General features: G+C 72.5%; 19 protein-coding genes. 9 read left to right on the forward strand and 10 right to left on the reverse strand.

Going from position 1 to position 22,514, the window contains the following annotated elements:
- Nucleotides 1-35 precede the first annotated feature (35 nt).
- From ACFCXS_RS28735 to ACFCXS_RS28755, 5 genes are all read right to left on the reverse strand, one after another.
- Nucleotides 36-620, reverse strand: a complete 585-nt coding sequence (locus ACFCXS_RS28735) for an ATP/GTP-binding protein (protein WP_376646235.1) — start codon at nt 618-620, stop codon at nt 36-38.
- Complete coding sequence (locus ACFCXS_RS28740) at nt 607-966, reverse strand: DUF742 domain-containing protein (protein WP_376646236.1); 360 nt, start codon at nt 964-966, stop codon at nt 607-609. Before ACFCXS_RS28740 ends, ACFCXS_RS28735 begins: the two co-directional genes overlap by 14 nt.
- A gap of 1 nt (nt 967) precedes the next feature.
- Nucleotides 968-1,399: a roadblock/LC7 domain-containing protein gene (locus ACFCXS_RS28745; RefSeq protein ID WP_020271575.1), complete on the reverse strand. Its 432-nt coding sequence runs from the start codon at nt 1,397-1,399 to the stop codon at nt 968-970.
- A gap of 14 nt (nt 1,400-1,413) precedes the next feature.
- Nucleotides 1,414-3,969 carry a nitrate- and nitrite sensing domain-containing protein gene (locus ACFCXS_RS28750; RefSeq protein WP_376646237.1) on the reverse strand — a complete coding sequence of 852 codons (2,556 nt, stop codon included), beginning with the start codon at nt 3,967-3,969 and terminating at the stop codon, nt 1,414-1,416.
- Between the two features lie 194 nt (nt 3,970-4,163).
- Complete coding sequence (locus ACFCXS_RS28755; RefSeq protein WP_376646238.1) at nt 4,164-5,174, reverse strand: substrate-binding domain-containing protein; 1,011 nt, start codon at nt 5,172-5,174, stop codon at nt 4,164-4,166.
- 360 nt (nt 5,175-5,534) lie between these two features.
- Here ACFCXS_RS28755 and ACFCXS_RS28760 point away from each other — a divergent pair, with 360 nt between their 5' ends.
- Together ACFCXS_RS28760 and mgtA are read left to right on the forward strand one after the other, a co-directional pair.
- Complete coding sequence (locus ACFCXS_RS28760) at nt 5,535-5,882, forward strand: ArsR/SmtB family transcription factor (protein WP_376646283.1); 348 nt, start codon at nt 5,535-5,537, stop codon at nt 5,880-5,882.
- On the forward strand, nt 5,872-8,373 hold the full coding sequence (gene mgtA / locus ACFCXS_RS28765) for a magnesium-translocating P-type ATPase (RefSeq protein WP_376646239.1): 2,502 nt from the start codon (nt 5,872-5,874) through the stop codon (nt 8,371-8,373). Before ACFCXS_RS28760 ends, mgtA begins: the two co-directional genes overlap by 11 nt.
- Here mgtA and ACFCXS_RS28770 read toward each other — a convergent pair.
- Nucleotides 8,364-9,926: an LCP family protein gene (locus ACFCXS_RS28770; protein WP_376646240.1), complete on the reverse strand. Its 1,563-nt coding sequence runs from the start codon at nt 9,924-9,926 to the stop codon at nt 8,364-8,366. The genes mgtA and ACFCXS_RS28770 overlap by 10 nt on opposite strands.
- A gap of 77 nt (nt 9,927-10,003) precedes the next feature.
- Between ACFCXS_RS28770 and tatA the strand changes: the two genes are divergently transcribed.
- Nucleotides 10,004-10,249, forward strand: coding sequence for a Sec-independent protein translocase subunit TatA (tatA, locus tag ACFCXS_RS28775; protein ID WP_376646241.1), 246 nt, complete (start codon nt 10,004-10,006; stop codon nt 10,247-10,249).
- On the opposite strand, the gene ACFCXS_RS28780 is transcribed toward tatA, so the two are convergent.
- The 3 genes from ACFCXS_RS28780 to ACFCXS_RS28790 form a co-directional block, all read right to left on the reverse strand.
- A complete protein-coding gene (locus tag ACFCXS_RS28780; protein WP_376646242.1) occupies nt 10,206-11,450 on the reverse strand; it encodes a cytochrome P450 in 1,245 nt (414 codons plus the stop codon). The two genes, tatA and ACFCXS_RS28780, sit on opposite strands and share 44 nt — an antisense overlap.
- Nucleotides 11,451-11,574: 124 nt before the next feature.
- Entirely contained in the window at nt 11,575-12,033 is a 459-nt protein-coding gene (locus ACFCXS_RS28785; protein ID WP_376646243.1) for a DUF6114 domain-containing protein, read from the reverse strand.
- Nucleotides 12,033-12,698: a DUF6230 family protein gene (locus ACFCXS_RS28790; RefSeq protein ID WP_376646244.1), complete on the reverse strand. Its 666-nt coding sequence runs from the start codon at nt 12,696-12,698 to the stop codon at nt 12,033-12,035. The genes ACFCXS_RS28785 and ACFCXS_RS28790 overlap by 1 nt, the downstream gene beginning before the upstream one ends.
- A gap of 637 nt (nt 12,699-13,335) precedes the next feature.
- Here ACFCXS_RS28790 and ACFCXS_RS28795 point away from each other — a divergent pair.
- Nucleotides 13,336-13,977 carry a Tat pathway signal sequence domain protein gene (locus ACFCXS_RS28795; protein WP_376646245.1) on the forward strand — a complete coding sequence of 214 codons (642 nt, stop codon included), beginning with the start codon at nt 13,336-13,338 and terminating at the stop codon, nt 13,975-13,977.
- A gap of 19 nt (nt 13,978-13,996) precedes the next feature.
- On the opposite strand, the gene ACFCXS_RS28800 is transcribed toward ACFCXS_RS28795, so the two are convergent.
- The gene (locus ACFCXS_RS28800; protein WP_376646246.1) at nt 13,997-14,932 is read right to left on the reverse strand and encodes a lytic polysaccharide monooxygenase; all 936 of its coding nucleotides are present in this window, start codon (nt 14,930-14,932) and stop codon (nt 13,997-13,999) included.
- A 363-nt stretch (nt 14,933-15,295) separates the two neighbouring features.
- Between ACFCXS_RS28800 and ACFCXS_RS28805 the strand changes: the two genes are divergently transcribed.
- The 5 genes from ACFCXS_RS28805 to ACFCXS_RS28825 all read left to right on the forward strand — a co-directional run bounded on the left by ACFCXS_RS28805 (nt 15,296) and on the right by ACFCXS_RS28825 (nt 22,453).
- Nucleotides 15,296-17,095, forward strand: a complete 1,800-nt coding sequence (locus ACFCXS_RS28805; protein WP_376646247.1) for a S8 family serine peptidase — start codon at nt 15,296-15,298, stop codon at nt 17,093-17,095.
- Nucleotides 17,096-17,385: 290 nt separating this feature from the next.
- Nucleotides 17,386-18,033 (forward strand): ScbR family autoregulator-binding transcription factor, encoded by a 648-nt coding sequence (locus ACFCXS_RS28810; protein ID WP_376646248.1) that lies wholly within the window; start codon nt 17,386-17,388, stop codon nt 18,031-18,033.
- Between the two features lie 55 nt (nt 18,034-18,088).
- Nucleotides 18,089-19,279, forward strand: coding sequence for a damage-control phosphatase ARMT1 family protein (locus tag ACFCXS_RS28815; RefSeq protein WP_376646249.1), 1,191 nt, complete (start codon nt 18,089-18,091; stop codon nt 19,277-19,279).
- A 133-nt stretch (nt 19,280-19,412) separates the two neighbouring features.
- The gene (gene cyc2, locus ACFCXS_RS28820; RefSeq protein WP_376646250.1) at nt 19,413-21,611 is read left to right on the forward strand and encodes a germacradienol/geosmin synthase Cyc2; all 2,199 of its coding nucleotides are present in this window, start codon (nt 19,413-19,415) and stop codon (nt 21,609-21,611) included.
- Between the two features lie 281 nt (nt 21,612-21,892).
- A complete protein-coding gene (locus tag ACFCXS_RS28825) occupies nt 21,893-22,453 on the forward strand; it encodes a PDZ domain-containing protein (RefSeq protein WP_376646251.1) in 561 nt (186 codons plus the stop codon).
- Nucleotides 22,454-22,514: the final 61 nt, after the last annotated feature.

Consider the following 22,514-nt stretch of genomic DNA (forward strand, 5'->3'; position numbering starts at 1 on the left):
CCGCCCGGGCCGGCCGCCCCTTCCGGCGGTCGCCGTTACGCCTGCACCGCCGACGCGATCAGCTGGTCGATCAGGGCGATCAGCACGTCCCGGCTCGACTCCCGGTCCCGGGCGTCGCACAGCAGTACCCGGACGTGGTCCGGCACCGCCAGCGCCTCCCTGATCTCGTCGGCCGGATACGGGTGTTCGCCGTGGAAGCCGTTGACACCGACGACGAACGGTATGCCCCGGCGCTCGAAGAAGTCGATCGCCGCGAAGCTGGATCGGGGTCTGCGCACGTCGACCAGGACCACGGCCCCGAGCGCGCCGAGCGCCAGGTCGTTCCACATGAACCAGAACCGCTGCTGCCCCGGCGTACCGAACAGGTACAGCACCAGTTCCCGGCTGATGGTGATCCGGCCGAAGTCCAGGGCCACGGTGGTGGCCCGCTTCTCCTCTATGCCGTCGAGGTCGTCGATGCCCAGACCGGCCATGGTCAGGGGTTCCTCGGTGCGCAGCGGGGCGATCTCGCTGACCGACCCGACCATCGTGGTCTTGCCCACGCCGAAGCCACCGGCGATGAGGATCTTGACCGTGTCGGGTGCCGAAGACGCGTGAGTGGCAAGGTCAGAGCCGGCCAAGGCCGTCCCTCACTTTCTGCAGCAGGTCCAGGTCCGGGGAGGTACGGGAGACGAGGCGCGGCGGGCGGACGGTGATCCGGCCCGCCTCCAGCAGGTCGCACAGCATGATGACGACCACGCTCACCGGCAGGTCGAGCCGGGCGGCCAGCTCCGCCACGGCTACCGGCTCGGCGCACAGCCGCAGGATCCGGGTGTGCTCGGGCTGGCACCGGACCGCCGTGTCGGGCGGCGGATCGACCGCCGTGACCGTCGAGATGAGCGTGAAGTCGGCGCGGCTGGGGCGGGTCCGGCCGCCGGTCAGGGCGAACGGCCTGACGAGCCGGCCCGCCGGATCACCTACGTCCACCTCACACGCCGGGATCGACGACGGGGCCGGCCATGCCCCGGGGTGCCGCGCTGAGGTGCTCGCCGATCTTCTTCACCAGCATGTTCATCTGATAGGCCACCACCCCGACGTCCGCGCCCGGCCCGGTCAGCACGACCAGATGCGCGCCGGGGCCGGCGGAGGTCAGGATCAGGTAGCTGTTGGCCATCTCGATGAGCGCCTGGCGCACCGGACCGCCCCGGAAGTCCATGCTGACGCCCTTGCTGAGGCTCATCAGCCCGGACGCGGTCGCCGCGAGCCGCTCGGCGTCGTCGCGCAGGAATCCGGTGGACTTGCTGACCACCAGGCCGTCCTCGGAGAGCACCACGGCCTGGTTCACGTCGGCGACGCGCTCCACGAGTCCGGTCAGCAGCTGGTCGAGCTGGGTGTGCGTGGCGGGGATGGGGCGTGTCATTGCGGTGTCCTTCGTCAGCGGTCGGCGGGCGGAGTCGGGGCGACGGGATCGGCGGCGGCCCGGCGGGGCACCCCGGCCGTCTCGTCGGGGTGGGGCGGCTCGGCGTCGTCGTCACGGGCCCGGAGCGTGCCGCGCTGGAAGCCGGCCAGGGAGGACGCGGCGGCCTCCGCGGTGAAGTCGTCGAACGAGCCGTCGTCGACGGCCGGTGCGGCCTCCTCGCGCAGCTCCTCCACCAGGCTGGTCTGCGGCACCCGGCGGGGGAGCGGCGCGAGACCGTCCCGGCGGTTGACGACCTCGCGGTCGGCGGACGGGACGGCGGAGGTGGTGCGACCGTCCCTGCGGGCGACGACCTCGCGGTCGGCGGACGGGACGACGGAGGCGGTACGGGCCGTGACGAGGGGTCTGAGCTCGCGAACGGCGCCGGCGGCGCTCCCGGTTCCCACCGATGCCCCGGCGCGCTGCGGTGCCCCGCCCGGCTCGGCGTCCTTCGCGGCCCGTCCGGCCACCGCGGACAGCCCGTCCTCCCGGACGTCGCCGTCCTTCGTGTCGTCGCCCGGTACTCGCGGGCCGGCCGGGGCCGCGAGTCCGTCCGGACCGGTTCCGGCCCCGGCTGCCCGCGGCTGCGGGGTCTGGCTGCCGGCCGGCTCCCGCACCACGATCTCGTGCGGGATCAGCACGATCGCCGTGGTGCCGCCGTAGGGCGACGAGCGCAGGGTGACGGCGATGCCGTGCCGGTGGGCCAGCTGGGCGATCACGAACATGCCGAGGCGCAGGTCGTCGGCGAGCGCCACCACGTCGAACTGCGGGGGCACCGCGAGTTGTTCGTTGAAGGACGCGTAGTCCTCCTCCGACATGCCGAGGCCCCGGTCCTCGATCTCGACGGCCAGGCCCTTGGCCACCATCTGGGCCCGCACCGTGACGGAACTCGGGGCGGGGGAGTACGCGGTCGCGTTGTCGATGAGCTCGGCCAGCAGATGGATGACGTCGGCGACCGCGGGCGGCGCGACACACACCTCCTCCTCGGTGAGCACCTCCACCCGCCGGTACTCGGCGACCTCCCCCACCGCGCTGCGCAGGATGTCCATCAGCGCCACCGGCTCGCTCCAGCTGCGGCCGGGCCGTTCGCCGCTGACGATGACCAGGTTCTCCTCGTAACGGCGCAACTGGCTCGCCGTCGAGTCCAGTTCGTACAGGCCCCTGAGGATGTCCGGGTCGGTGTGCTCGCGCTCCAGGGTGTCGAGCTTGCTCAGCTGGAGGTTGACCAGGTTCTGGCTCTGCCGGGCGATGCCCAGGATGATCTTCTGGAAGCCGCGCCGGGTGTCGGCGAGTTCGACGGCGGTGTGCACGGCCGTGCGCTGGGCGGCGTTGAACGCCTGTGCCACCTCGCCCAGTTCGTCGTGTCCGTAGTCCAGGGGCGTGGTCGCCGACTCCGGGTCGACCGTTTCGCCCCGCTCCAGCCGCGCCACCACGTCGGGCAGCCGCTCCTGCGCGAGGCTGACGGCGGCCCGGCGCAGGCCGCGCAGACGCCGGGACAGCGAGCGGGTGATCCGCCACGACATGCCGACGCAGACCAGCAGGGCGAGCAGCCCGCCGGCGCTCAGCAGAGCCGCCTTGAGCAGCAGGGCGTCCGCCTTCTCGGCGCTGCGCTGCAGCAGGCTCGCCGTCTGCTGCTGGATGAGGGCCGTGTACTGATCGGACAGCTTGTCCATGGCGGCGGACCACTGCTTCTGCGCGGGGGGCAGGGCGATCCGGTCGGCGCTGCCGCTCGCGTTGCGCGAGGCCAGCACCCGGTCCTCCACGGACTGCAGCGTCTGCCAGTCCCGGCTCGCCAGGATCCGCTCGGTCTGCGTCTTGGCGCTGCCCGTCAGCTGTGGCATGACCTGGTCCTGGACCAGCCAGCGCCGGGTGTTCACCAGCTCCGTGAACTGCGTCCACGTCTTGTCGTCCAGGTGCCCGTCCGGCCAGGCCAGGGTGAGCTGCGCGTCCTCCCGGGAGACCAGCTCCGCCGCGTGCTCGAGACCGATCAGCGGGCCCGCCTGCGAGGTGAGGTCGCCGTCGTCGACCTGGGACAGCTCCTGGAAGGCGTGGATCTGGTCGTCGATGATCGACGAGTACTGGTCCAGCGCCTGCTGCGCGGTGATGTCCGTCGGGTGGTCCACCTGGTCCCGGTAGTACTCGAGACTGCCCACCGAGCCCAGCACCGAGTACAGCCGGTCGGATATGCGCGCGGGTGCCTTCTCGATCGCGTCCGCCTGCCCGACCAGCTTGGCCACCGCCTTGTCGGTCTCCTCGCGCTGGGCGTCGAGGGCCGCCCTGGAGCCCTTCGCGGAGGCCAGCCAGGCGGCGGACAGGCTGCGTTCCCGCTGCAGCGCCAGCGTCGCGTCGGTGCCCATGGCGCCGGTCGACCGGCTGAGCTCCGTCTGGTCGCGCAGCCTGAGGCCCTCCGAGAACATCTGGATCGTCGTCACGCCCCACATCGCGGCGAGGGTGACGCTGGGCACGAGGGCCAGGAGCACCAGGGAGAGGCGTATGGAACCGAGGCGGCGCCGGGCACCGGTCCGTCGAGGCATCGTCGTCCTAGGGCGATCAGCGGGGGCTGAGGAACGGGGAGGAGGGGGGAGCGGGCGGGGGGTGTGAGGGACGGGCGAGGGGTGGTGCCGTCCCGGGCACGGCACATGGGATGCGCAGGATGTTATCCGTACAAGTGGACCCGCGGGCGGGGCCTGACCGAATCTTTGGCGACACCGTCACAGGAAGCGTCCGGTCACCGGGTCCCGGCGGCCGCGAACCGCGCCACGGCGGACACGTTCTGCCTGGTCACGAACGCGGGACCGGTGAGGACGGGCGCCGTCCCGCCGCCGCTGACGTTGCCGTTGGTCCGGTACAGCCACAGGGCGTCCACCGCCAGATAGCCCTGCAGGTAGGGCTGTTGGTCCACGGCGAACTGCACCTCACCGCTCTTCACCGCCTTGACCAGGTCCTTGTTCAGGTCGAAGGTGGCGACCTTCGCCCGGCTGCCGGACTGCCGAACGGCCTCGACGGCACTGAGCCCGTACTGGGCGCCCAGGGTGACGACCTCGTCGATGCTCGTGTCCTGCCGCAGCCGGGAGGCGATCGTGGCGGTCACCGCGTTCATGTCGCTGCCGTCCACGTACAGGTTGTCGGTGTCGCCGCGGAACGTCTTCCGCATTCCGGCGCAGCGCGCCTCGAGCGCGACGTTGCCCCGCTCGTGGATGACGCACAGGGCGTGCCCGGCCTTGACCTCGTCCAGCTTGTCGCCGACGGCCCGGCCCGCGACGGACTCGTCCTGGCCGAAGTACTCCAGCAGGCCCGCGGGACGCCAGGCGTCGATACCGGAGTTGAGTCCGACGACGGGGATGCCGGCCGCCCTGGCCCGGGCGATCGGGCCCCGCATCGCCGCCGGCTTGGCCAGCGTCACCGCGATGCCGTCGACCTTGTCGCGGACCGCGTCCCGCACGAGCCCGGCCTGCGCGACCGGGTCGGCGTCGCCTGCGTACGTCAGGTCGACGCCGTCCTTGGCGGCGGCCGTCTCGGCGCCCTTGCGCACGAGGTCCCAGAAGGCGTCCCCCTTGCCGCCGTGGGTGATCAGGGCGACCTTCATCCCGCCGCCCGGCCGGCCCGCGGCGTCCCCGCCCGCTGCGTCGTCGGCAGCGCCCAGGACGGAGCAGCCCGACACCAGCAGACACAGGGCGGACAGCAGGGCCGCGACACGGATGCCTGTGCCGGAGGTGCGGGGCGGGCAAGGAGTGTTCATGGGGGTGGACCTCGCTGTGCGGCCGAGCAAGAGCAGGGTGAGAGTGCAGACGGGCCGCAGGGCTGCACCGACCGGATGACTCTCGCTGGCCCGGAGCCAACCGTGTGTGACCACCGGTAGTCAAGTGAGCGGCCACATGCCGTGAGTTGATGCTGCCGCATCGTGATGATCTGTCCGGCCGGTCGAACAAAGGGGGTTGCGGTGGCTCCCACCTCGGCTTTTCCATACCGTCCGTGCGGTTCGGACGTCCGTGCGGACCGGCCTGACGACGTGCGGAACGCTCGCGCGGTGGGTCCTCCGGGCCCGCCTAGACTGGGGCGGCGCACAGGGCGAGCAGGCGGACGGAAAGGGGCGGTGACGGTGGCGGCAGCCGGCGGTGGTTTCGAGGACCCCTCCGAGGACGTGCTCGCCCAGGCGGCGGCGTCCTTCGCGCTGCTCGCCTCGCCCGCCCGGCTGCACATCGTCTGGGCGCTGGCGCAGGGCGAGAGCGACGTGACCGGGCTCGCCGAGCGGGTCGGCGGCGCGCTGCCCGCGGTCAGCCAGCACCTGACCAAACTGAAGCTGGCCGGACTCGTCCGCTCCCGCCGCGAGGGCCGCCGGCAGGTGTACTACGTCGACGATCCCGACGTCGTCGAGGTCGTGCGGCTCCTGGTGGGCCGGCTCACCGACCGCGCCGCACCGGCGCCCCGCCGCCTCCATGGCCTCTGAGCCCGCCGAGGGCACCACACTGGAGGTGCTGCGGCGGCTGGAGTCGGGGCCCCGCGGGCTGACCGACGCGCAAGCCGTCTCCCGGCTGGACGCGTTCGGCGAGAACACGCTGCCGGACCGCCGCACCCCCTCCTGGCCCCGCCGGTGCGCACGTGCCCTGCGCGACCCCTTCACCGCCGTACTCCTCTGTCTCGGCCTGGTGTCCGCCGCCGTCGCCTCCTGGGGCACCGCCGTGGTGATCCTCGCCCTGGTCGTGGTCAGCTGTGTCCTGCGGGCGAGCGGGGAGCACCGCGCCGACCGGTCCCTGGCCGCCCTGCGCGAGCTGGTCGCGGGCACCGTCACGGTGCTGCGCCGCACCGACCCCGCCGGGCAGCCGGACCCCCGGGAGGTGCCGGTCGCCGAGCTGGTCCCCGGCGACGTGCTGCGGTTCGGCCCCGGCGATCTGGTCCCGGCGGACGTACGGCTGTTGCGGGCCCGCGGGCTCATGGTGCAACAGGGGGCGCTGACCGGGGAGTCGGCGCCGGTGGCGAAGCGGGCGGCCGACGGTGACGCCCCCGACGAGTCCCGGCTGTGCTTCCAGGGCAGCACGATCGCCGCCGGCAGCGCCACCGCCGTCGTGACCGCGACCGGGGCCGCGACACGGTTCGCCGCCGCCCACCGGGTGCCGGACGCGCCCCGGCCGGGCGGTGCCTTCGACCGGTCCGTGCACGGCATCTCCTGGGTGCTGATCCGGTTCATGCTGCTCACCCCGCCGCTGGTGCTGATGGCGAACGCCACCCTGCGCGACCGCGGACTGGAGACACTGCCCTTCGCCGTCGCGGTCGCCGTCGGGCTGACGCCCGAGATGCTGCCGGTGATCGTCACGACCTGCCTGGCCCGGGGCGCCGCCCACCTCGCCCGCGCGCACGCCGTGATCGTCAAACGGCTGCCCGCCCTGCACGACCTGGGCGCGGTCGACGTGCTGTGCGTCGACAAGACCGGCACCCTCACCCAGGACCGCCCGGTCGTCGAGCGGGCCCTGGACCCGGCCGGGCGGGACGAGCCAGAGGTCCTGCACTGGGCCGCAGCCGGCGCCTGGTGGACCCTCCAGCTCGCCGAACTCCCGGCCCCCGACGCCCTCGACGAGGCCCTGCTGGAGGCGGCCGGGCCGGTGGGCGAGGAGTACGACGGGGTGGACGCCGTGCCGTTCGATCCCGTGCGGCGCACGTCGACGGCGGTGGTACGAAGCGGCCTCGGACGGCACACCGTCGTCCTCACGGGCGCCGCGGAAGCCGTCCTGGAACGCTGCGCGACAGCGCCCGGCGAGCGCGAGCGGCTGCTCGCCCTCGCCGCCCGGGAGGCGGACGCCGGGCTGCGGGTGCTGGCCGTCGCCACGGCCGACCGTCCCGCCGGCCCCCGCACGGCCGACGCCCGGGGCCTGGCCTTCCGGGGCCTGGTGACCTTCCGGGACGCCCTCGCCCCCACCGCCGCCGACGCGCTGCGCGCCCTGGCCGACCGCGGCGTCACCGTGACGGTCCTCACCGGCGACCACCCGGCCACGGCGGCCCGGGCCTGCCGGGACCTGGGCCTGGACCCGGGCGAGGTACGGACCGCCGCGCAGGTCGCCGACGGCCCCGGCGGCCCCGGCGGCCCGACGGTCGTCGCCCGCTGCACCCCCGAGGACAAGGCCCGTGTCGTCACCGCCCTGCGCGCCGCCGGGCACACCGTGGGCTTCCTCGGCGACGGCGTGAACGACGTGGCCGCCCTGCGCGCCGCCGACGTCGGCATCGCACCCCGCTCCGCCGTCGGCGTGGCACGGGAGAGCGCCGACGTCGTGCTCGCCGACAAGGACCTCACGGCGATCGGCCAGGCGATCACCGCGGGCCGGCACGCCAGCGGCAACATCGCCTCCTACCTGCGCGTCACGCTCTCCTCGAACCTGGGCAACGTCGTCGCCATGCTCGCCGCCGGTCTGCTCCTGCCCTTCCTGCCGATGCTCCCGGCCCAGGTCCTCGCCCAGAACCTGTGCTTCGACGCGGCCCAGCTCGCCTTCGCCCACGACCGTCCGGGCGCCGCGGCCCTGCGCGGACCGGCGGTGCTGAGGCCGCGCGCCTTCCTCCGGTTCGCCCTCGGCTTCGGGATCCTCAACGCGCTCGCCGACCTCGCGACCTTCGCCGTCCTCGCGCTGGCCCTGAACGGCCCCGACGCGGTGAACGACGAGGCCGTGTTCCACTCCGCCTGGTTCACGGAGAACCTGCTCACCCAGGCCGCGGTGATGCTGCTCCTGCGCACCGGCAGGCGCGACGCGGCGGGCCGCCCGCCGGGCCCGGTCGGCCTGGCGGCGGCCGGCCTCGCCGCCGTCGGCCTGCTCCTCCCGCCGAGCCCCCTCGGGGCGGCCCTCGGTATGACGGCCCTGCCCGCCGCCTACTACCTGCTGCCGGCCGCCGTCCTCGGCCTGTACGCCCTGGCCCTGGTCGCGGCCCGCACCCGGCACCGGCGGCGTCAGCCGTAGGTGAGGTTCGAACAGGGGTTGTCGTCCGCGGACCTGGCCCCGTCGGCGACCTCGGACGGCACGGCCGTCGGCGCCGGGGAGGCGGAGGCGCCCGCCTGCGGGTCGTCGGCGTACGACTGCCCGAGGACGACGCTGATCCCGCTGCCGGTCGTGGACCGGAGCTCGGCCCCGGGGAAGGCCCGGGCCACCGTCCGGGCCCGCTCCTCCATGCCCGGCCCGTACTCGACCAGCGTGGTCGTGTGGTCCTGGTCGGCCGCCGTCGCGGTGCCCGTCACGGTGAAGCCGTCCCCGGTCAGGGTGGCGGCTGCGCGGGCGGCCAGGCCCGGGACGGCGGTGCCGTTGTAGACGGCGACGTCGACACCCTCTCCGGAGACCGGAGCGGGGGAGGCGGACGACGCGCCGGAGCCGGAAGCTCCGCTCTTCTTCCCGCCGGCGTTCTTGCCGTCGATCGTGCGGTCGGACCTGAGCGCGGCCCACAGGGCGTCCGCGTCCGGCTGGACGATCGCCACCCGGGATCCCTCGTAACGCCAGGGCAGGGTGACGAACTTGGTGTTGTGCAGGTCGATGTCCTTCAGGGACATCGCGAAGGAGATCAGCTTGTCGGCGGAGCCCAGGCCGGGGTCGACGGTGAGCGACTTCGTCGCGGCGTCGGCCAGCGGCAACAGCTTCGTGGGCGTGAGGCCCTTGCTCTTGACCTCCTTCAGCAGACTCGCCACGAACGCCTGCTGGCGCTTGATCCGGCCGATGTCCGAGCCGTCGCCGATACCGTGCCGGATCCGGACGTAGTCCAGCGCCTTCTGCCCCGACACGGTCTGCTCGCCCTTGGGGAAGAGCAGCTTGCCCGGGGCGGTCAGATGCGGGTTGAGGTCGTTCTCGTAGACGTTCTGCGGCAGGCACACGCGCACCCCGCCCACCACGTCCGTCAGCGCCGCGAAGCCCTTGAAGTCGACGACGACGGTGTGGTCGACGCGCAGCCCGGTGAGCTGTTCCACGGTGTTCTGGGTGCAGGCCGGGTTGCCTTCGGGGGTCTGGCCCACCGAGTACGCGGCGTTGAACATGGTGTTCGGCCGGGCCTCGGTCCAGCTGCCGTCGGGCAGTTTGCAGGACGGGATCGTGACCAGTGTGTCACGGGGGATGGAGACGGCGATCGCGTGCCGGTGGTCGGCGTAGACGTGCAGCAGGAAGGCGGTGTCGGAGCGGCCCACGTCGTCCTTCTCGCCGCCGCCCAGCGCGTTGTTGCCGCCGGTGCGCGAGTCGGAGCCGATGACCAGGACGTTCTGGCCCTTCGACGAACCGGCGTCGGGGCGGTTGTCGGAGACGCCCCCGGAGTCGAACGTGCTGATGTCGCCGTCCAGTTTCAGATACAGCCAGCCGGCACCCCCGGCGGCCAGGACGAGCAGGGCCAGGGCGACCAGGAGGGCGGTGCGTATGCCCCCTCCGCGGCGGCGGCCGCGCCGGCGTTTGTGGTCCCGGGGCGCGCCCCGGTTGCCGCGGCCGGTGCCCCCGCTCCGGTGCCGCGGCGGGTCCGTCGTCCGATTGCTGGTGACCGTCATCGGCGTCTGTTTGCCTCTCACCCGTGGGTTGTACAGTTGCGCAATGTAGCAACTGTCGACGAAAGGGAGGGCAGGACGTGCTGCGCAACGGACTGGAGCCCTGGCATCTGCTGATCGTGGCGATCGTCGTGATCGTCCTGTTCGGCTCGAAGAAACTGCCGGACACGGCACGATCGCTGGGCCGCTCGATGCGGATCCTCAAGAGCGAGGCCAAGGCCCTGAAGGAGGAGGGCGCCGCGGAGCCGCACTCCCCGGACGCGGCGCCCGCCGCACCGCCCGTCAGCCGGTCAGAACCGGCAGCGACCGATGGCCGTGCGAGATGAAGGAGTCCACCGGCGCCAGGCCGCCCGCCGGTTCGGCGAGCGTGAGGCCGGGGAACCGGTCGAACAGCGCCGGCAGGGCCACACGCGCCTCCAGCCGGCCCAGCGGTGCGCCCAGGCAGTGGTGGACCCCGTACCCGAAGGCCAGATGATCCTTCGAGGCCCGGGTGACGTCGAAGACGGCGGCGTCCGGGCCGTGCTGCCGCGGATCGCGTCCGGCGGCGGCGTACGCGGCGAGGATCGCATCCCCCTTGCGGATCACCGCGCCGTCCGGGCCGCCCAGTTCGCCGAGGGGGAGGTCCTCGACGGCGTACCGCAGCGGCAGGCTGGCCACCGGCGCCTCGGCCCGCAACGTCTCCTCGATCACGTCGTCCCAGGAGGCCCGCCCCTCGCGGACGTGTGCGAGCTGGGCGGGGTGGGTGAGCAGTGCGTGGACGGCGTTGTCGAGCAGGTTGACCGTCGTCTCGTGACCGGCGCTGATCATCAGCATCAGCGTGTCGAGCAGCTCCTGCTCGCTGAGGCGCGTGCCGCTCTCCTCCTCGTGGGCCGAGATCAGCGCCGAGGTCAGGTCGTCGCCGGGCGCGGCCCGCTTCGCGGCGACCAGTTCACCGAGGACGGCGTAGAACCGGGCGTAGACGTCGGCGACTTCGGCCGCGTCGGCCGAGGTGTGGAAGACGCCGTCCACCACGACCCGCAGTTCGGCGCCCAGCTCCTCGGGCAGTCCGAGCAGTTCGCCCATGACCTGGATGGGCAGCGGGTAGCAGAACTCCTCGCGCAGGTCGACCTCGAGTCCGTCGGCCCCTGCCTTGGCGACACGGTCGAGGAGCGCCGCGGTGATCTCCTGGATCCGGGGCCGCAGCGCGGCGGTGCGGCGGGCGGTGAACGCCTTGGACACGAGGGTGCGCAGCCGTTTGTGCTCGGTGCCGTAGGCCGTGAACATGTTCTGCACCGCGACCCACGTGTACAGCGGCCAGTCGGGCGAGACCTCGCCGTCGGCCCAGCGCTGCCAGTGCCGGCGGGCGTCCTTCGACACCCGCGGGTCGGTGAGCAGCCGCTTCAGGAGGGGCGCGCTGCTGACCGCCCAGGCCGGGACACCGTGGGGGAGTTCGACGGGTGTCACGGGTCCGCGCTCACGGATCCGGGCGGCCTCGCCGTGGATGTCGCGGCCGGTCGGGTCGATCACCATCGGGTGGCTGAACTCCATCGGACTCTCCCTGGGCTGACGGCTGGTCGCGGGACGCGCACACGCCGGTGGGTGAGCGCGCGACACGTCCAGCCAAGTGGCCGCGGCCGGGCGGCGCCAGGGAACGGAGGAGCACTGACCTGATTCAGGCGGTCTGGCCGGTCCTCGCCTCCAGCGGCTGTGTCACGGCCTGCGCGGCCTTGGCCTCCCTGCGGCGCTGCCTGCGGCCGACGCGGGGCTCCTGGTCAGGGAGCCAGCCGAAGGCGAGGCAGCTGCCCACCACGCCCAGCAGCAGCCCGACGAAGAAGCCGCCGAGGTTGGAGGTCAGCCAGGTGCCCAGGGAGGCCAGGACCCCGATGACCGAGTAGAACAGGCGCTGGGCGGGGCTGAAGAGGATCAGTACGCCGCACAGCAGCATGACGACCGGAAGCAGGTAGCCGGCCAGGCCCTGCATGCCGACGTGCAGGATGACGTCCAGCGACGCCTTCAGCGTGAGCAGCACCTCCACCCCGCCCAGGGCGAGCAGCAGCCCGCCCCAGAACGGGCGGCCGGCCCGCCACTGCCGGAAGGCGGGCCGGACTCCCTCGCGCGGACCGCGCGACATCAGCAACCCGATCCGCTGAAGCCCAGCTTCAGGCCGGGCAGCTTGAAAACACCCGCCGTCGTGGCGTAGTTGGTCTGCCGCAGGTTGGCGATGTGCACCGTGTCGGACTGCTGGCTGAACACGCCCTTCGGCCCGCGGCCCTTGGGGCCGGCCTTGTTCAGGGTGCTGGCGTCGTTGCCGATCTCGATGTTGTTGAACGCGGCGTCACCGGTCAGCTCGGTGGAGTCGGTCGTCAGATCGCTGGCGGAGACCTTCTGCGCGCCCTCACCCGCCCTGATGACCAGGTTCGTGCCGCCCAGATCCACGCTCTGGCACAGCTTGGAGAGCGTCGCGTTCTTGATCACGGACGTGACGACCAGCACCTGGCCGCCGGTGTCGCCCGCGTTGGGGCTGCCTTCGGCCATCTCGTCCAGGCCGCCGAACTGCGCGAAGCCGGTGCCGTTCAGCTCGGTCGCGGTGACGGTGAACGGCATGCCGGAGATGGCGAACTGCACGCCCAGCGCCCCCTCGGCGGTGAGGACCGCGAGGCCGGCGGCGGCCAGGGTGGCCGGTACCGCCATCACGGCGGCGCGGCGCGCCCGGACCCGCCCGCGGCGCGCGGGACCGGCGCTGACAGCGGGGGCGGCGTCCGGTCTTTCGGGGGTGTGCTCGGCGGAGGAGGTCATGTGTGCTCCAGGTGCATGTCGGTGCGGATCGGACTTCGGTGGCACGTTGCCCTGGCGCGGACATCGACCGCGTACGCACGTCTCCCGCAACTCCCGGCGGTTGCAAGGGCTTTCTCGTTACGCCGCAGTAGCCGTCGAGGAAGTTACCGGGGGTTACATGAGGGGTCAAGGGAGTTGTGAACAAAGAGTGTCGATTGTGCGCCAGGAATGATCCGCCCGTGCTCCGGAGGGCTCAGCCCACGTACAACTCCCCTGCAAAGTCTTGACGTTGACAGACACGCAGGTCTACAACTCTCCTCGTCCCACCGGATCCGTGGCGCCGGATCCGTCACGCGGCACGTCCCCGTGTCCCGGACCCGCCCGTCCCCGTACGGGCATCCCGTCGCCCGGCGCGTCCGCACGGGCTTTCCTTCGCCCGACCCACGCCAAGGCACGGCCGCTTCCCTGATGCCGTGCCATCAGCCACCCCCCGCCCGGCCCGGCCGGAGGACCCCTCCCGTGTGAACCTCCGGCCGGTGTCCGGCCTGCCGTGGCCGGCCCGTCACGTACGGAGAAGGCGTGACGAGCCGGCCACGGCGGACGCCCGGCGCCACCCCCCTCACCCCCCGCTATGGAAAACGGAAAGAGGCACACCCGCATGCGTACACGCACCCTCCTCGCCCTCACCACCGCCGTCGCCGCCCTGGGCCTCGCCGCCCCCGCCTCCGCGGCCGACACCCCCGTCCTGACCACCGCCGACGGCTCGGCCGTCGCGGTCGGCGACGTCCTCGACGCGTCCCTGGCGAACGGCACCGCCGCCACCTTCTACTCCAGCGCGACCGGCACCAGCGGCATCTCCTGCACCAAGTCGGCGTTCTCCGCCACCGTCACCGACAACCCGGCCGCACCCGGCACCGCCACCGAGTCCCTGACCTCGCACAGCTTCGACACCAGCAGCTGCACCACCAACGTGGTCGGGGTGCTCGGCGTCAGCGGCATCACCGTCGACAACCTGCCCTACACCACCAGCGTGTCCTCCGGCGGCGCCGTCTCCGTCACCCCGGCCGCGGGCTCCACCGTCCAGTCCACGGTCAAGCTGCGCACCCTGCTCGGCAGTGTCACCTGCGTCTACCAGGCCCCCGGCCTGACCGGCACGGCGAGCAACGCCGACAACAGCATCTCCTTCACCAACCAGCAGTTCACCAAGGTGTCCGGCTCGTCACTGTGCTTCGCCAACGCCTTCTTCACCGCCAAGTACGCCCCGGTGACCAAGGGCGGCGCCGCCGTCAACGTCAACTAGGCAGTCGCCGGGCGCTGATTCAGCGCCGCCGCAGTCGTACCGCCAGGGCGGCGCCGCCGGTGAGCAGCAACACCGCCGCGGCGCCGCCCGCCAGCATCGGCGCGGACGGGCCGGAAGCCGGCTCGGACGTACCGGCCAGCGGTGTCTCGTCGCCACCCCGGGGCCGCGGGTCGGGGGGATCCTGCACGGCAGCGCTCGCCTTCGGCTCCTCCTTCTCCGGCTGCGTCTTCCCGCCGCGCTCCTTCTGCTCCGGTTCCTCACCCTTCTTCCGCTCAGGCCCGGGTTTCTTCTCCTGAGGCCGCTGCTCGGTCTTCGCCTCGGGAAAGACCACGTCCGAGCACGAGTAGTAGGTGTCCGGCGTGCTGCTGTTCTGCCAGACCGTGTACAGCACATGGCGCCCGGTGCGGTCCGACGGCAGCGTCGCCTCGAAGCGGTACGCACCGTCCGTCAGCGCCGGGTCCGTCACCTGGGCGAACGGCTTCTCGGGCAGGTCGGACCAGGACAGCGGCCCGGCCGGGTCGTAGCCGGGCTTCGTCAGGTACATACGGAACGTGCCGGTGTGCGGGATCGTCGAGACGTACCGCATCCGCAGGGTCGCACCGGGCGTCATCCGGGTCGACGGCCAGTCGGCGCGGGCGAGATCGAGACCCCGGTAGGCGGGCAGGCCGCCGCTGCACAGCTTCCCGTCCGGAACGACCTCCCGGTCCCGGCCGTTCACGTTCGCCACCCGCAGGTTGTCCCATGCCGTGAAGGGCCCGCCGTTCGCCGCGACGGCGGCACGGCACGCCGCCGTGCCCGTGCGGCCGCCACCCTCCGGTGAACAGGCCACCACCCGGCTCACCGGGTCCGTCGGAGCCCCGTGGGCCCGGGCCGGTCCCGCCGCCCACAGCGGCAGCAGCAGCGGGGTCACGAGGGTGGCCGCGAGTGCGGTGCGGTGTGCGGTCGTACGAGGCATGCCTCTGCTTCTCCTCGGCCCGGGCGAACGACGTTCGGTAGTGCAGTACGGGAAATCGACCCGACGCGTTCATCACGCCACGACCTGCTCGAAAAGGGTCCATTGGGCGCCCGACTGCCCGCCGTAGAGGGTGGTGTTCCAGCCTGATCGAGGGTTTCCCCCGTATCCCGGTGACCTTCCCTTTGCCTATCGTTCGACCACAGCTGACCCACAGGTAACCCCGAACGGGTCCGCTTTCGCCTCACGCATGGCCGGCCATCGCGTCGCTCTTCGCTTTTCGAACCACCCCCCTGCGCTTCGAGGACGAAGCGAGTCCACCGCCGCTCCGCCCAGCCCGGAGTCCGGCCACGAAAGGCAACGACCGTGCGTACCTCCCCAGAGCTCAGACGGAAGCTGATATCCGTCGCCGCAGTCTCCGCCGCCCTGCTGACCGCGGCCCCCGCCTCGGTCGCCGTCGCCCAGGAGGCCGCCCCCCGCGCGGCCGCGGTGCCGGCCGCCCGGACCGAGGCCGCCCCCGGCATCCAGGCCGAGCGCCTCATCGTCGGCTACAAGTCCGGCGCCGCCGAGGCCGAGTCCAACAAGGCGGCGGCCGCCGACGCCGAGTCCAAGGCCGAGAAGACCGGCGAGGACGTCGACTTCCAGCGCCGCCTCGGCACCGGCGCCGCCCTCGTCGAGCTGGGCGACAGCCCCGACCGGGCCTCCGTCGCCGACGTCGTCGCCCAGTACAAGGCGGACCCGCAGGTCGCCTACGTCGTCCCGGACCGCCTGAACAAGCCGACGGCCGTCACCCCGAACGACACCGACTACGGCAAGCAGTGGGACCTGTTCGAGTCCACCGCGGGCATGAACGTCCCCGGCGCCTGGGACACCACCACCGGCAGCGGCGTCACCGTCGCCGTCATCGACACCGGCTACGTGGCCCACTCCGACCTGGCCGCGAACATCGTCGGCGGCTACGACTTCATCTCCGACACGGCCGTCTCCGTCGACGGCAACGGCCGTGACAGCAACCCGGCCGACCCGGGCGACTGGTACAACGACAACGAGTGCGGCCAGGGCATCCCGGCCTCCACCTCCTCCTGGCACGGCACCCACGTGGCCGGAACCATCGCCGCCGCCACCAACAACGGCAAGGGCGTCGCCGGTATCGCCTACGGCGCGAAGATCTCCCCGCTGCGCGTCCTCGGCAAGTGCGGCGGCTACGACTCCGACATCATCGACGCCATCACCTGGGCGTCCGGCGGCACCGTCTCGGGCGTCCCGGCCAACACCAACGTCGCCAAGGTCATCAACATGAGCCTCGGCGGGGGCGGCGCCTGCTCCTCCGCCACCCAGAGCGCCATCAACGGCGCCGTGAACCGCGGCACCACGGTCGTCGTCGCGGCGGGCAACGAGAACCAGAACGTCTCGAACGCCTCCCCGGCGAACTGCAACAACGTCATCGCCGTCGCCGCGACCAACCGCGCGGGCAGCAGGGCCTCGTACTCCAACTACGGCTCGCTCGTCGACATCGCCGCCCCGGGCGGTGAGACCCGCACCTCCACCGCCAACGGCATCCTCTCCACCCTGAACTCCGGCACGAAGACGCCGTCGAGCGAGAACTACGACTACTACCAGGGCACCAGCATGGCGACCCCGCACGTCGCGGGCCTCGCGGCGCTGGTGAAGTCGGCCGACTCCGCCCTCACGCCGGCCCAGGTCGAGTCGGCCATCAAGGCCAACTCCCGTCCGCTGCCCGGCACCTGCTCCGGCGGCTGCGGCGCGGGCCTCGCGGACGCCGCCAAGACGGTCCAGGCCGTGAAGGGCGGCACGTCCACCGGCACGACGTTCTCCAGCACCACCGCCGTCGCCGTCCCGGACAACGGCGCCGCGATCGAGTCGCCGATCAGCGTCACCGGCCGCAGCGGCAACGCCCCCTCCGCCCTCCAGGTCGGCGTCGACATCACCCACACCTACCGCGGCGACCTCGTCATCGACCTGGTCGCGCCGGACGGTTCGACGTACCGCCTGAAGTCCGCCGCGTCGGACTCGGCCGACGACGTGAAGACCACGTACACGGTGAACGCCTCGGCCGAGGCGGCCAACGGCACCTGGAAGCTGCGCGTCCAGGACACCGCGGCACAGGACACGGGCACCCTCAACGGCTGGAAGCTGACCTTCTGATCCCTGTGATCGATCTTCCGGAACTCTGAACGAGGCGGGCCACAGAGCGGGCGGGCCGGCCGGTGCGGATGGGGCACCGGCCGGCCCGCCTTCACGTATGGCCCCGCTTCCCTCACAGTTAGATACCGAACGCGCTGTTTTCTTTCACCAGTTGCGCTTGTTCTGCCGGATGTGCACCCGCACTCCGGCATACTGGCGTGATGAGCGCCCTCTCAGGGTGAGTTATCGTGTACGGGGGGTAAAAACAAACGGCATGACCCGTTCATTTCCGTCCCGGGAGAGTTCAGTCGATGGCGAGGCAGTTGCGAGCCGAGCAGACCCGCTCGACGATCATCACGGCCGCCGCTGACCTGTTCGACCGTCGCGGCTACGAGTCGACCAGTCTCAGCGACATCGTGGAGCACGCTCACGTCACCAAGGGTGCCCTGTACTTCCACTTCGCGGCGAAGGAGGATCTGGCCCACGCCATCCTCGAACTTCAGTCGCACACCGCCCGCCGACTGGCCACCGAGACCGACAACCGCGGCCACACCGCTCTGGAGGCGCTGATGCGCCTCACGTTCGGCATCACCCGCCAGTCCGTCGAGGACCCGGTGCTGCGGGCCGGGCTGCGGCTCGCCACGGGCGGGATCCGGCCCCGGCCGCCGCTGAGCCACCCGTTCACCGAGTGGCTGGACATCGTCACGGCCCGGCTCGTCGGCGCGGTCAAGGAGTCCGACGTCCACCCCGACATCGATATCGACGTCGTGGCCCACTCGCTGGTCTGCTTCTTCGTCGGGACCCGCGTGGTGGGGCGCTCCCGCGAGCCGGTCGCGCGCCAGCCCCGCCGCACGGCCGAGATGTGGAACATACTGATCCGCGGTCTGGTCCCGGTCACCCGCCGAGCCCGCTATCTGAGCCTGGCGGCACGCCTGGAGCGGGAGATCGCCCCCGTGTGACCCGACGGCGGGCGGCGCGACCCGTGCGACGGGCGGGCGCGTTACGGTGAGGCCCATGCCCGACACCCCCTCCGCACCCCTGCTCCTCGCCGACCGGCCGGGCTCCTTCCCCCACAGTGTGCTGGCCGAGCGGCACCCCGCGATCATCCAGCAGGTCCGGGACGCCTTCCCGTACGAACCCGCGCAGCACCGCGCCCTCGACGAACTGCTCGCCAACTGCACCGAGGGCACCATCGAACCGCTCCCCGCCGACGCGCACGACCGGGACCGCTGGGAGACCTGGGGGCTTCGCGAACACACCGGACGCTCCTGGTTCGACGTGCCGTGGCTGTGGTCCGAGAGCTGGTTCTACCGCCGGCTGCTCCAGGCCGTCGGCTTCTTCGGCCCCGGCCCCTGGCAGGGCATCGACCCCTTCCGCCCCTTCAAGCTCGCCGAACTCGACTCCGCCGAGACCGACCGTGAACTCGCCGCCCTCGACGACCTGGCCGACCGCCCGGCCGCCGAACAGGCACAGGCTCTGCTGCACGGCTCCCTGTGGGGCAACCGCGCCGACCTCGGCTTCCGCCTCTCCGCCGAAGGCGCGCGGGCCGCGGACGCCGCGCCCGGCCTGGTCGCCGACGACAGCGACCGGCTCTGGTCGCTGCTGGACGACGCCGGCGGGGGCACACTGTGCCTGGTCGCCGACAACGCGGGCCGCGAACTCGTCCCCGACCTCCTCCTTGTCGCCCATCTCCTTCGGACGGGCCGCATCGGGCAGGCGGTCCTGCACGTCAAGCCCTACCCCTACTACGTCTCGGACGCCACCACCGCCGACGTCGTCGACGCGCTGCGCCGGCTGACCGGCGCCCAGGGCGCGGCCGCCGCGTACGGGCGAAGGCTCTGGTCCGCCCTGGCCGACGGCAGCCTCACCCTGCGCGCCCACCCCTTCTCCAGCGCCCCGCTGCCGTACGAGGAGATGCCCGGCGACCTGCGCGCCGAGTTCGCCTCGGCCACGCTCACGATCGTCAAGGGCGACCTCAACTACCGCCGCCTGGTGGGCGACCGGCTGTGGGCCCCGACGACTTCCTTCCCGGACGTCACGGCCCACTTCCCCGGCCCGGTCGCCGCCCTGCGCACCCTGAAGTCCGACGTGATCACCGGCCTCGACGCGCACACCGAGGCCGCCCTGGTCGCGGCGGAGGGCGGGCGCTGGCGCACCGGAGGCACGCACGCGCTGATCCAGGTGCGGGACTCCGGTAAGGAGTGAGGGGGAACCTGAGGTCGGGGGAGGAACGCCACAAGTCCTCTCCCTGACTCCCGTGTTGGCCCCGATTCACGCGATAGTGTGATCATGTCCGGTCCGGCGGATGCCGCCGTGGACCCCCGGGTAGGGCCCGGCCATGACGCAGCCGTTCGAACTCCCGCACTTCTACCTGCCGCACCCCGCGCGGCTGAATCCGCACGTCGACGAGGCCCGGGCCCATTCGACCGAGTGGGCGCGCGAGATGGGCATGCTGGAGGGGTCCGGCGTCTGGGAACAGGCCGACCTCGACGCGCACGACTACGGCCTGCTCTGCGCGTACACCCACCCCGACTGCGACGGCCCCGACCTCTCCCTCATCACCGACTGGTACGTGTGGGTCTTCTTCTTCGACGACCACTTCCTGGAGATGTACAAGCGCAGCCCGGACCGCGCCGCGGGCAAGGCCCACCTGGACCGGCTGCCGCTGTTCATGCCGCTGGACCTGTTCGCTCCCGTCCCGGCGCCCGAGAACCCCGTCGAGGCGGGTCTCGCCGACCTGTGGGCGCGCACGGTGCCGAGGATGTCCGAGGGGTGGCGCCGGCGCTTCGCCGTGGCCACCGAGCACCTGCTCAACGAGTCGATGTGGGAGCTGTCCAACATCAACGAGGGGCGGATCGCCAACCCCGTCGAGTACATCGAGATGCGCCGCAAGGTCGGCGGCGCCCCCTGGTCGGCGGGGCTCGTGGAGTACGCGACCGCCGAAGTGCCCGACCCCGTCGCGGGGACCAGGCCGCTGAGGGTGCTGATGGAGACGTTCTCCGACGCCGTGCACCTGCGCAACGACCTGTTCTCCTACCAGCGCGAGGTCGAGGACGAGGGCGAGAACAGCAACGGCGTGCTCGTCCTGGAGACCTTCTTCGGCTGCACCACCCAGGAGGCCGCCGACACCGTCAACGACATCCTCACCTCCCGCCTCCACCAGTTCGAGCACACGGCGTTCACCGAAGTGCCCGCCGTGGCCCTGGAGAAGGGCCTGCGGCCGGACGAACTCGCGGCCGTGGCGGCGTACACGAAAGGCCTTCAGGACTGGCAGTCCGGCGGCCACGAATGGCATCTGCGCTCCAGCCGCTACATGAACGACAACGCGGTGCGCGGCGGCAGTCCCTGGCCCGGATGCACCGGCTTCGGCACGTCGGCGGCCGACGTCCGCACCCTGTTCGCCACGGCCGGAGCGATGGGGGCACCGCCCGCGCCTGTCGGGCAGTGGGGGAGGCTGCGCTCCTTCACGCACGTGCCGTACCGGAAGGTCGGGCCCTCGCGCATCCCCGACATCCGCATGCCGTTCCCCCTGGAGCTCAGCCCGCACCTCGACAACGCCCGCCGGAACCTGCGCGAGTGGACGGAGCGCGTGGGCATCCTCGCCGAGGGCGTCTGGGACGAGGACAAGCTCCGCGCCTACGATCTCGCGCTCTGCTCGGCCGGCATCGACCCGGACGCCACGTCCGAGGCCCTCGACCTGAGCGCGCAGTGGCTCGCCTGGGGCACCTACGGCGACGACTACTACCCGCTGGTTTACGGCCACCGCCGCGACCTCGCAGCCGCCCGGCTGGCCACGGCCCGCCTGTCCGACTGCATGCCGGTCGACGGTGAGGAGCCCCCGCTCCCGGCGAACGCCATGGAACGCGGACTGGCCGACCTGTGGGCGCGCACCACCGACGGGATGACGCCCGAGGATCGGCGCTCGTTCAAGGACGCGGTCGACGCCATGACGGAGAGCTGGCTGTGGGAGCTGTCCAACCAGCTCCAGAACCGTGTGCCCGACCCGGTGGACTACCTGGAGATGCGCAGGGCGACCTTCGGCTCCGAGCTCACCCTGAGCCTGTGCCGGAGGGGACACGGCCCGGCCATCCCCGCCGAGGTGTACCGCAGCGGTCCGGTGCGCTCCCTGGAGAACGCCGCGATGGACTTCGCGTGCCTCCTCAACGACGTCTTCTCGTACCAGAAGGAGATCGAGTTCGAGGGCGAGATCCACAACGCGATCCTCGTCGTGCAGACCTTCTTCGGCTGTGACTACCCGACCGGGCTCGGCATCGTGCACGACCTGATGAGCCAGCGCATGCGCCAGTTCGAGCACGTCGTCGCACACGAACTGCCCGTCCTGTGCGACGACCTCCGGCTCTCGGCGGATGCACGAGCGGCGATGGGCGAGTACGTGGCGGACCTGCGGAACTGGCTGTCCGGCATTCTCCACTGGCACCGGGAGGTGGACCGCTACAAGGACGCGTGGCTGTCCCGGCGCACCCACGGCTTCCTCCCGGGCCGGCCACCCGCCCTACCCGTGCCCGCCCTTCGCTGAGCTCGGCGATCGCCTGGGGCGGACTCCTCCGGTGAGGGGGCGATCCGCCGGGAGGGCCACACCGGCCGGGCGGTCGCCACCTGCTCCACGGCTCGTACCGCCCCCGGAGACCCGGGTGCGGTACGAGCCGTGCCCGCGTTCGGCGCCGCCCCCTGGCCGCTGAGGCCCTCGGTCAGTCTCACTCGTTCGTGGCTCGTCGGCCGCCGATGCGCCGGGTAGAGCACCTGCCGAGATCGTTCCGGGACCGGCCGGAGCCGATCGGCACCATCCGGAGGCGAGCCATGGAACAGACCGCGCTGCGACCCAAGCCGATGCCGGGGCAGGACCCCGGCGGGGCCGCGCCGGGTACGGGGCCCGGCCCGGCACGGCCGCGCCCGCACGCCGCCCGGCGCCGGGGGAGGAGGCTCCTCAACGTCCTGCTCGCCGGGTTCGCCGGCGCGGTCCTGGTGCTGTCCGGGATCGGCCTCGGGGCGATGGGGACCACGGTGCTCGGCAAGGGCGCACGCCTCGGCCCTCGCGGATGGCACACCCCGTCACCTCCCGTTCCCTCGCCCGTCTCCGCTCCCTCTTCGCCCACCGCCGCCTCCCTCGGTGTGCAGGTCATGGACGCCCGCAAGCCGGGGGCCGTGGTCGTGGGACTGCACGTCCCCGGGCCGGCCCAGGCCGCCGGTCTGGTGCGCGGCGACGTCCTCCTCGCCTTCGGCGCGACCCGGATCGACACGGCCGCCGATCTGGCCCGGGCCGTCGCCCGTGCCCGCCCGGGCTCCGAGGTCAGGCTGACGGTCCGCCACCGCAGCGGGGGCTACGAGCAGCTGACGCTCGTACCGGCCGTCGAGGCGTGAGGCGCGCCCGCACGGCACCACGGGGAAGCAACTCGTGAGCCGGACCCTCGTGGCGCGACGC

Origin of the sequence: Streptomyces sp. NPDC056373 (assembly GCF_042262425.1) — a bacterium.
Lineage (GTDB): Bacteria > Actinomycetota > Actinomycetes > Streptomycetales > Streptomycetaceae > Streptomyces.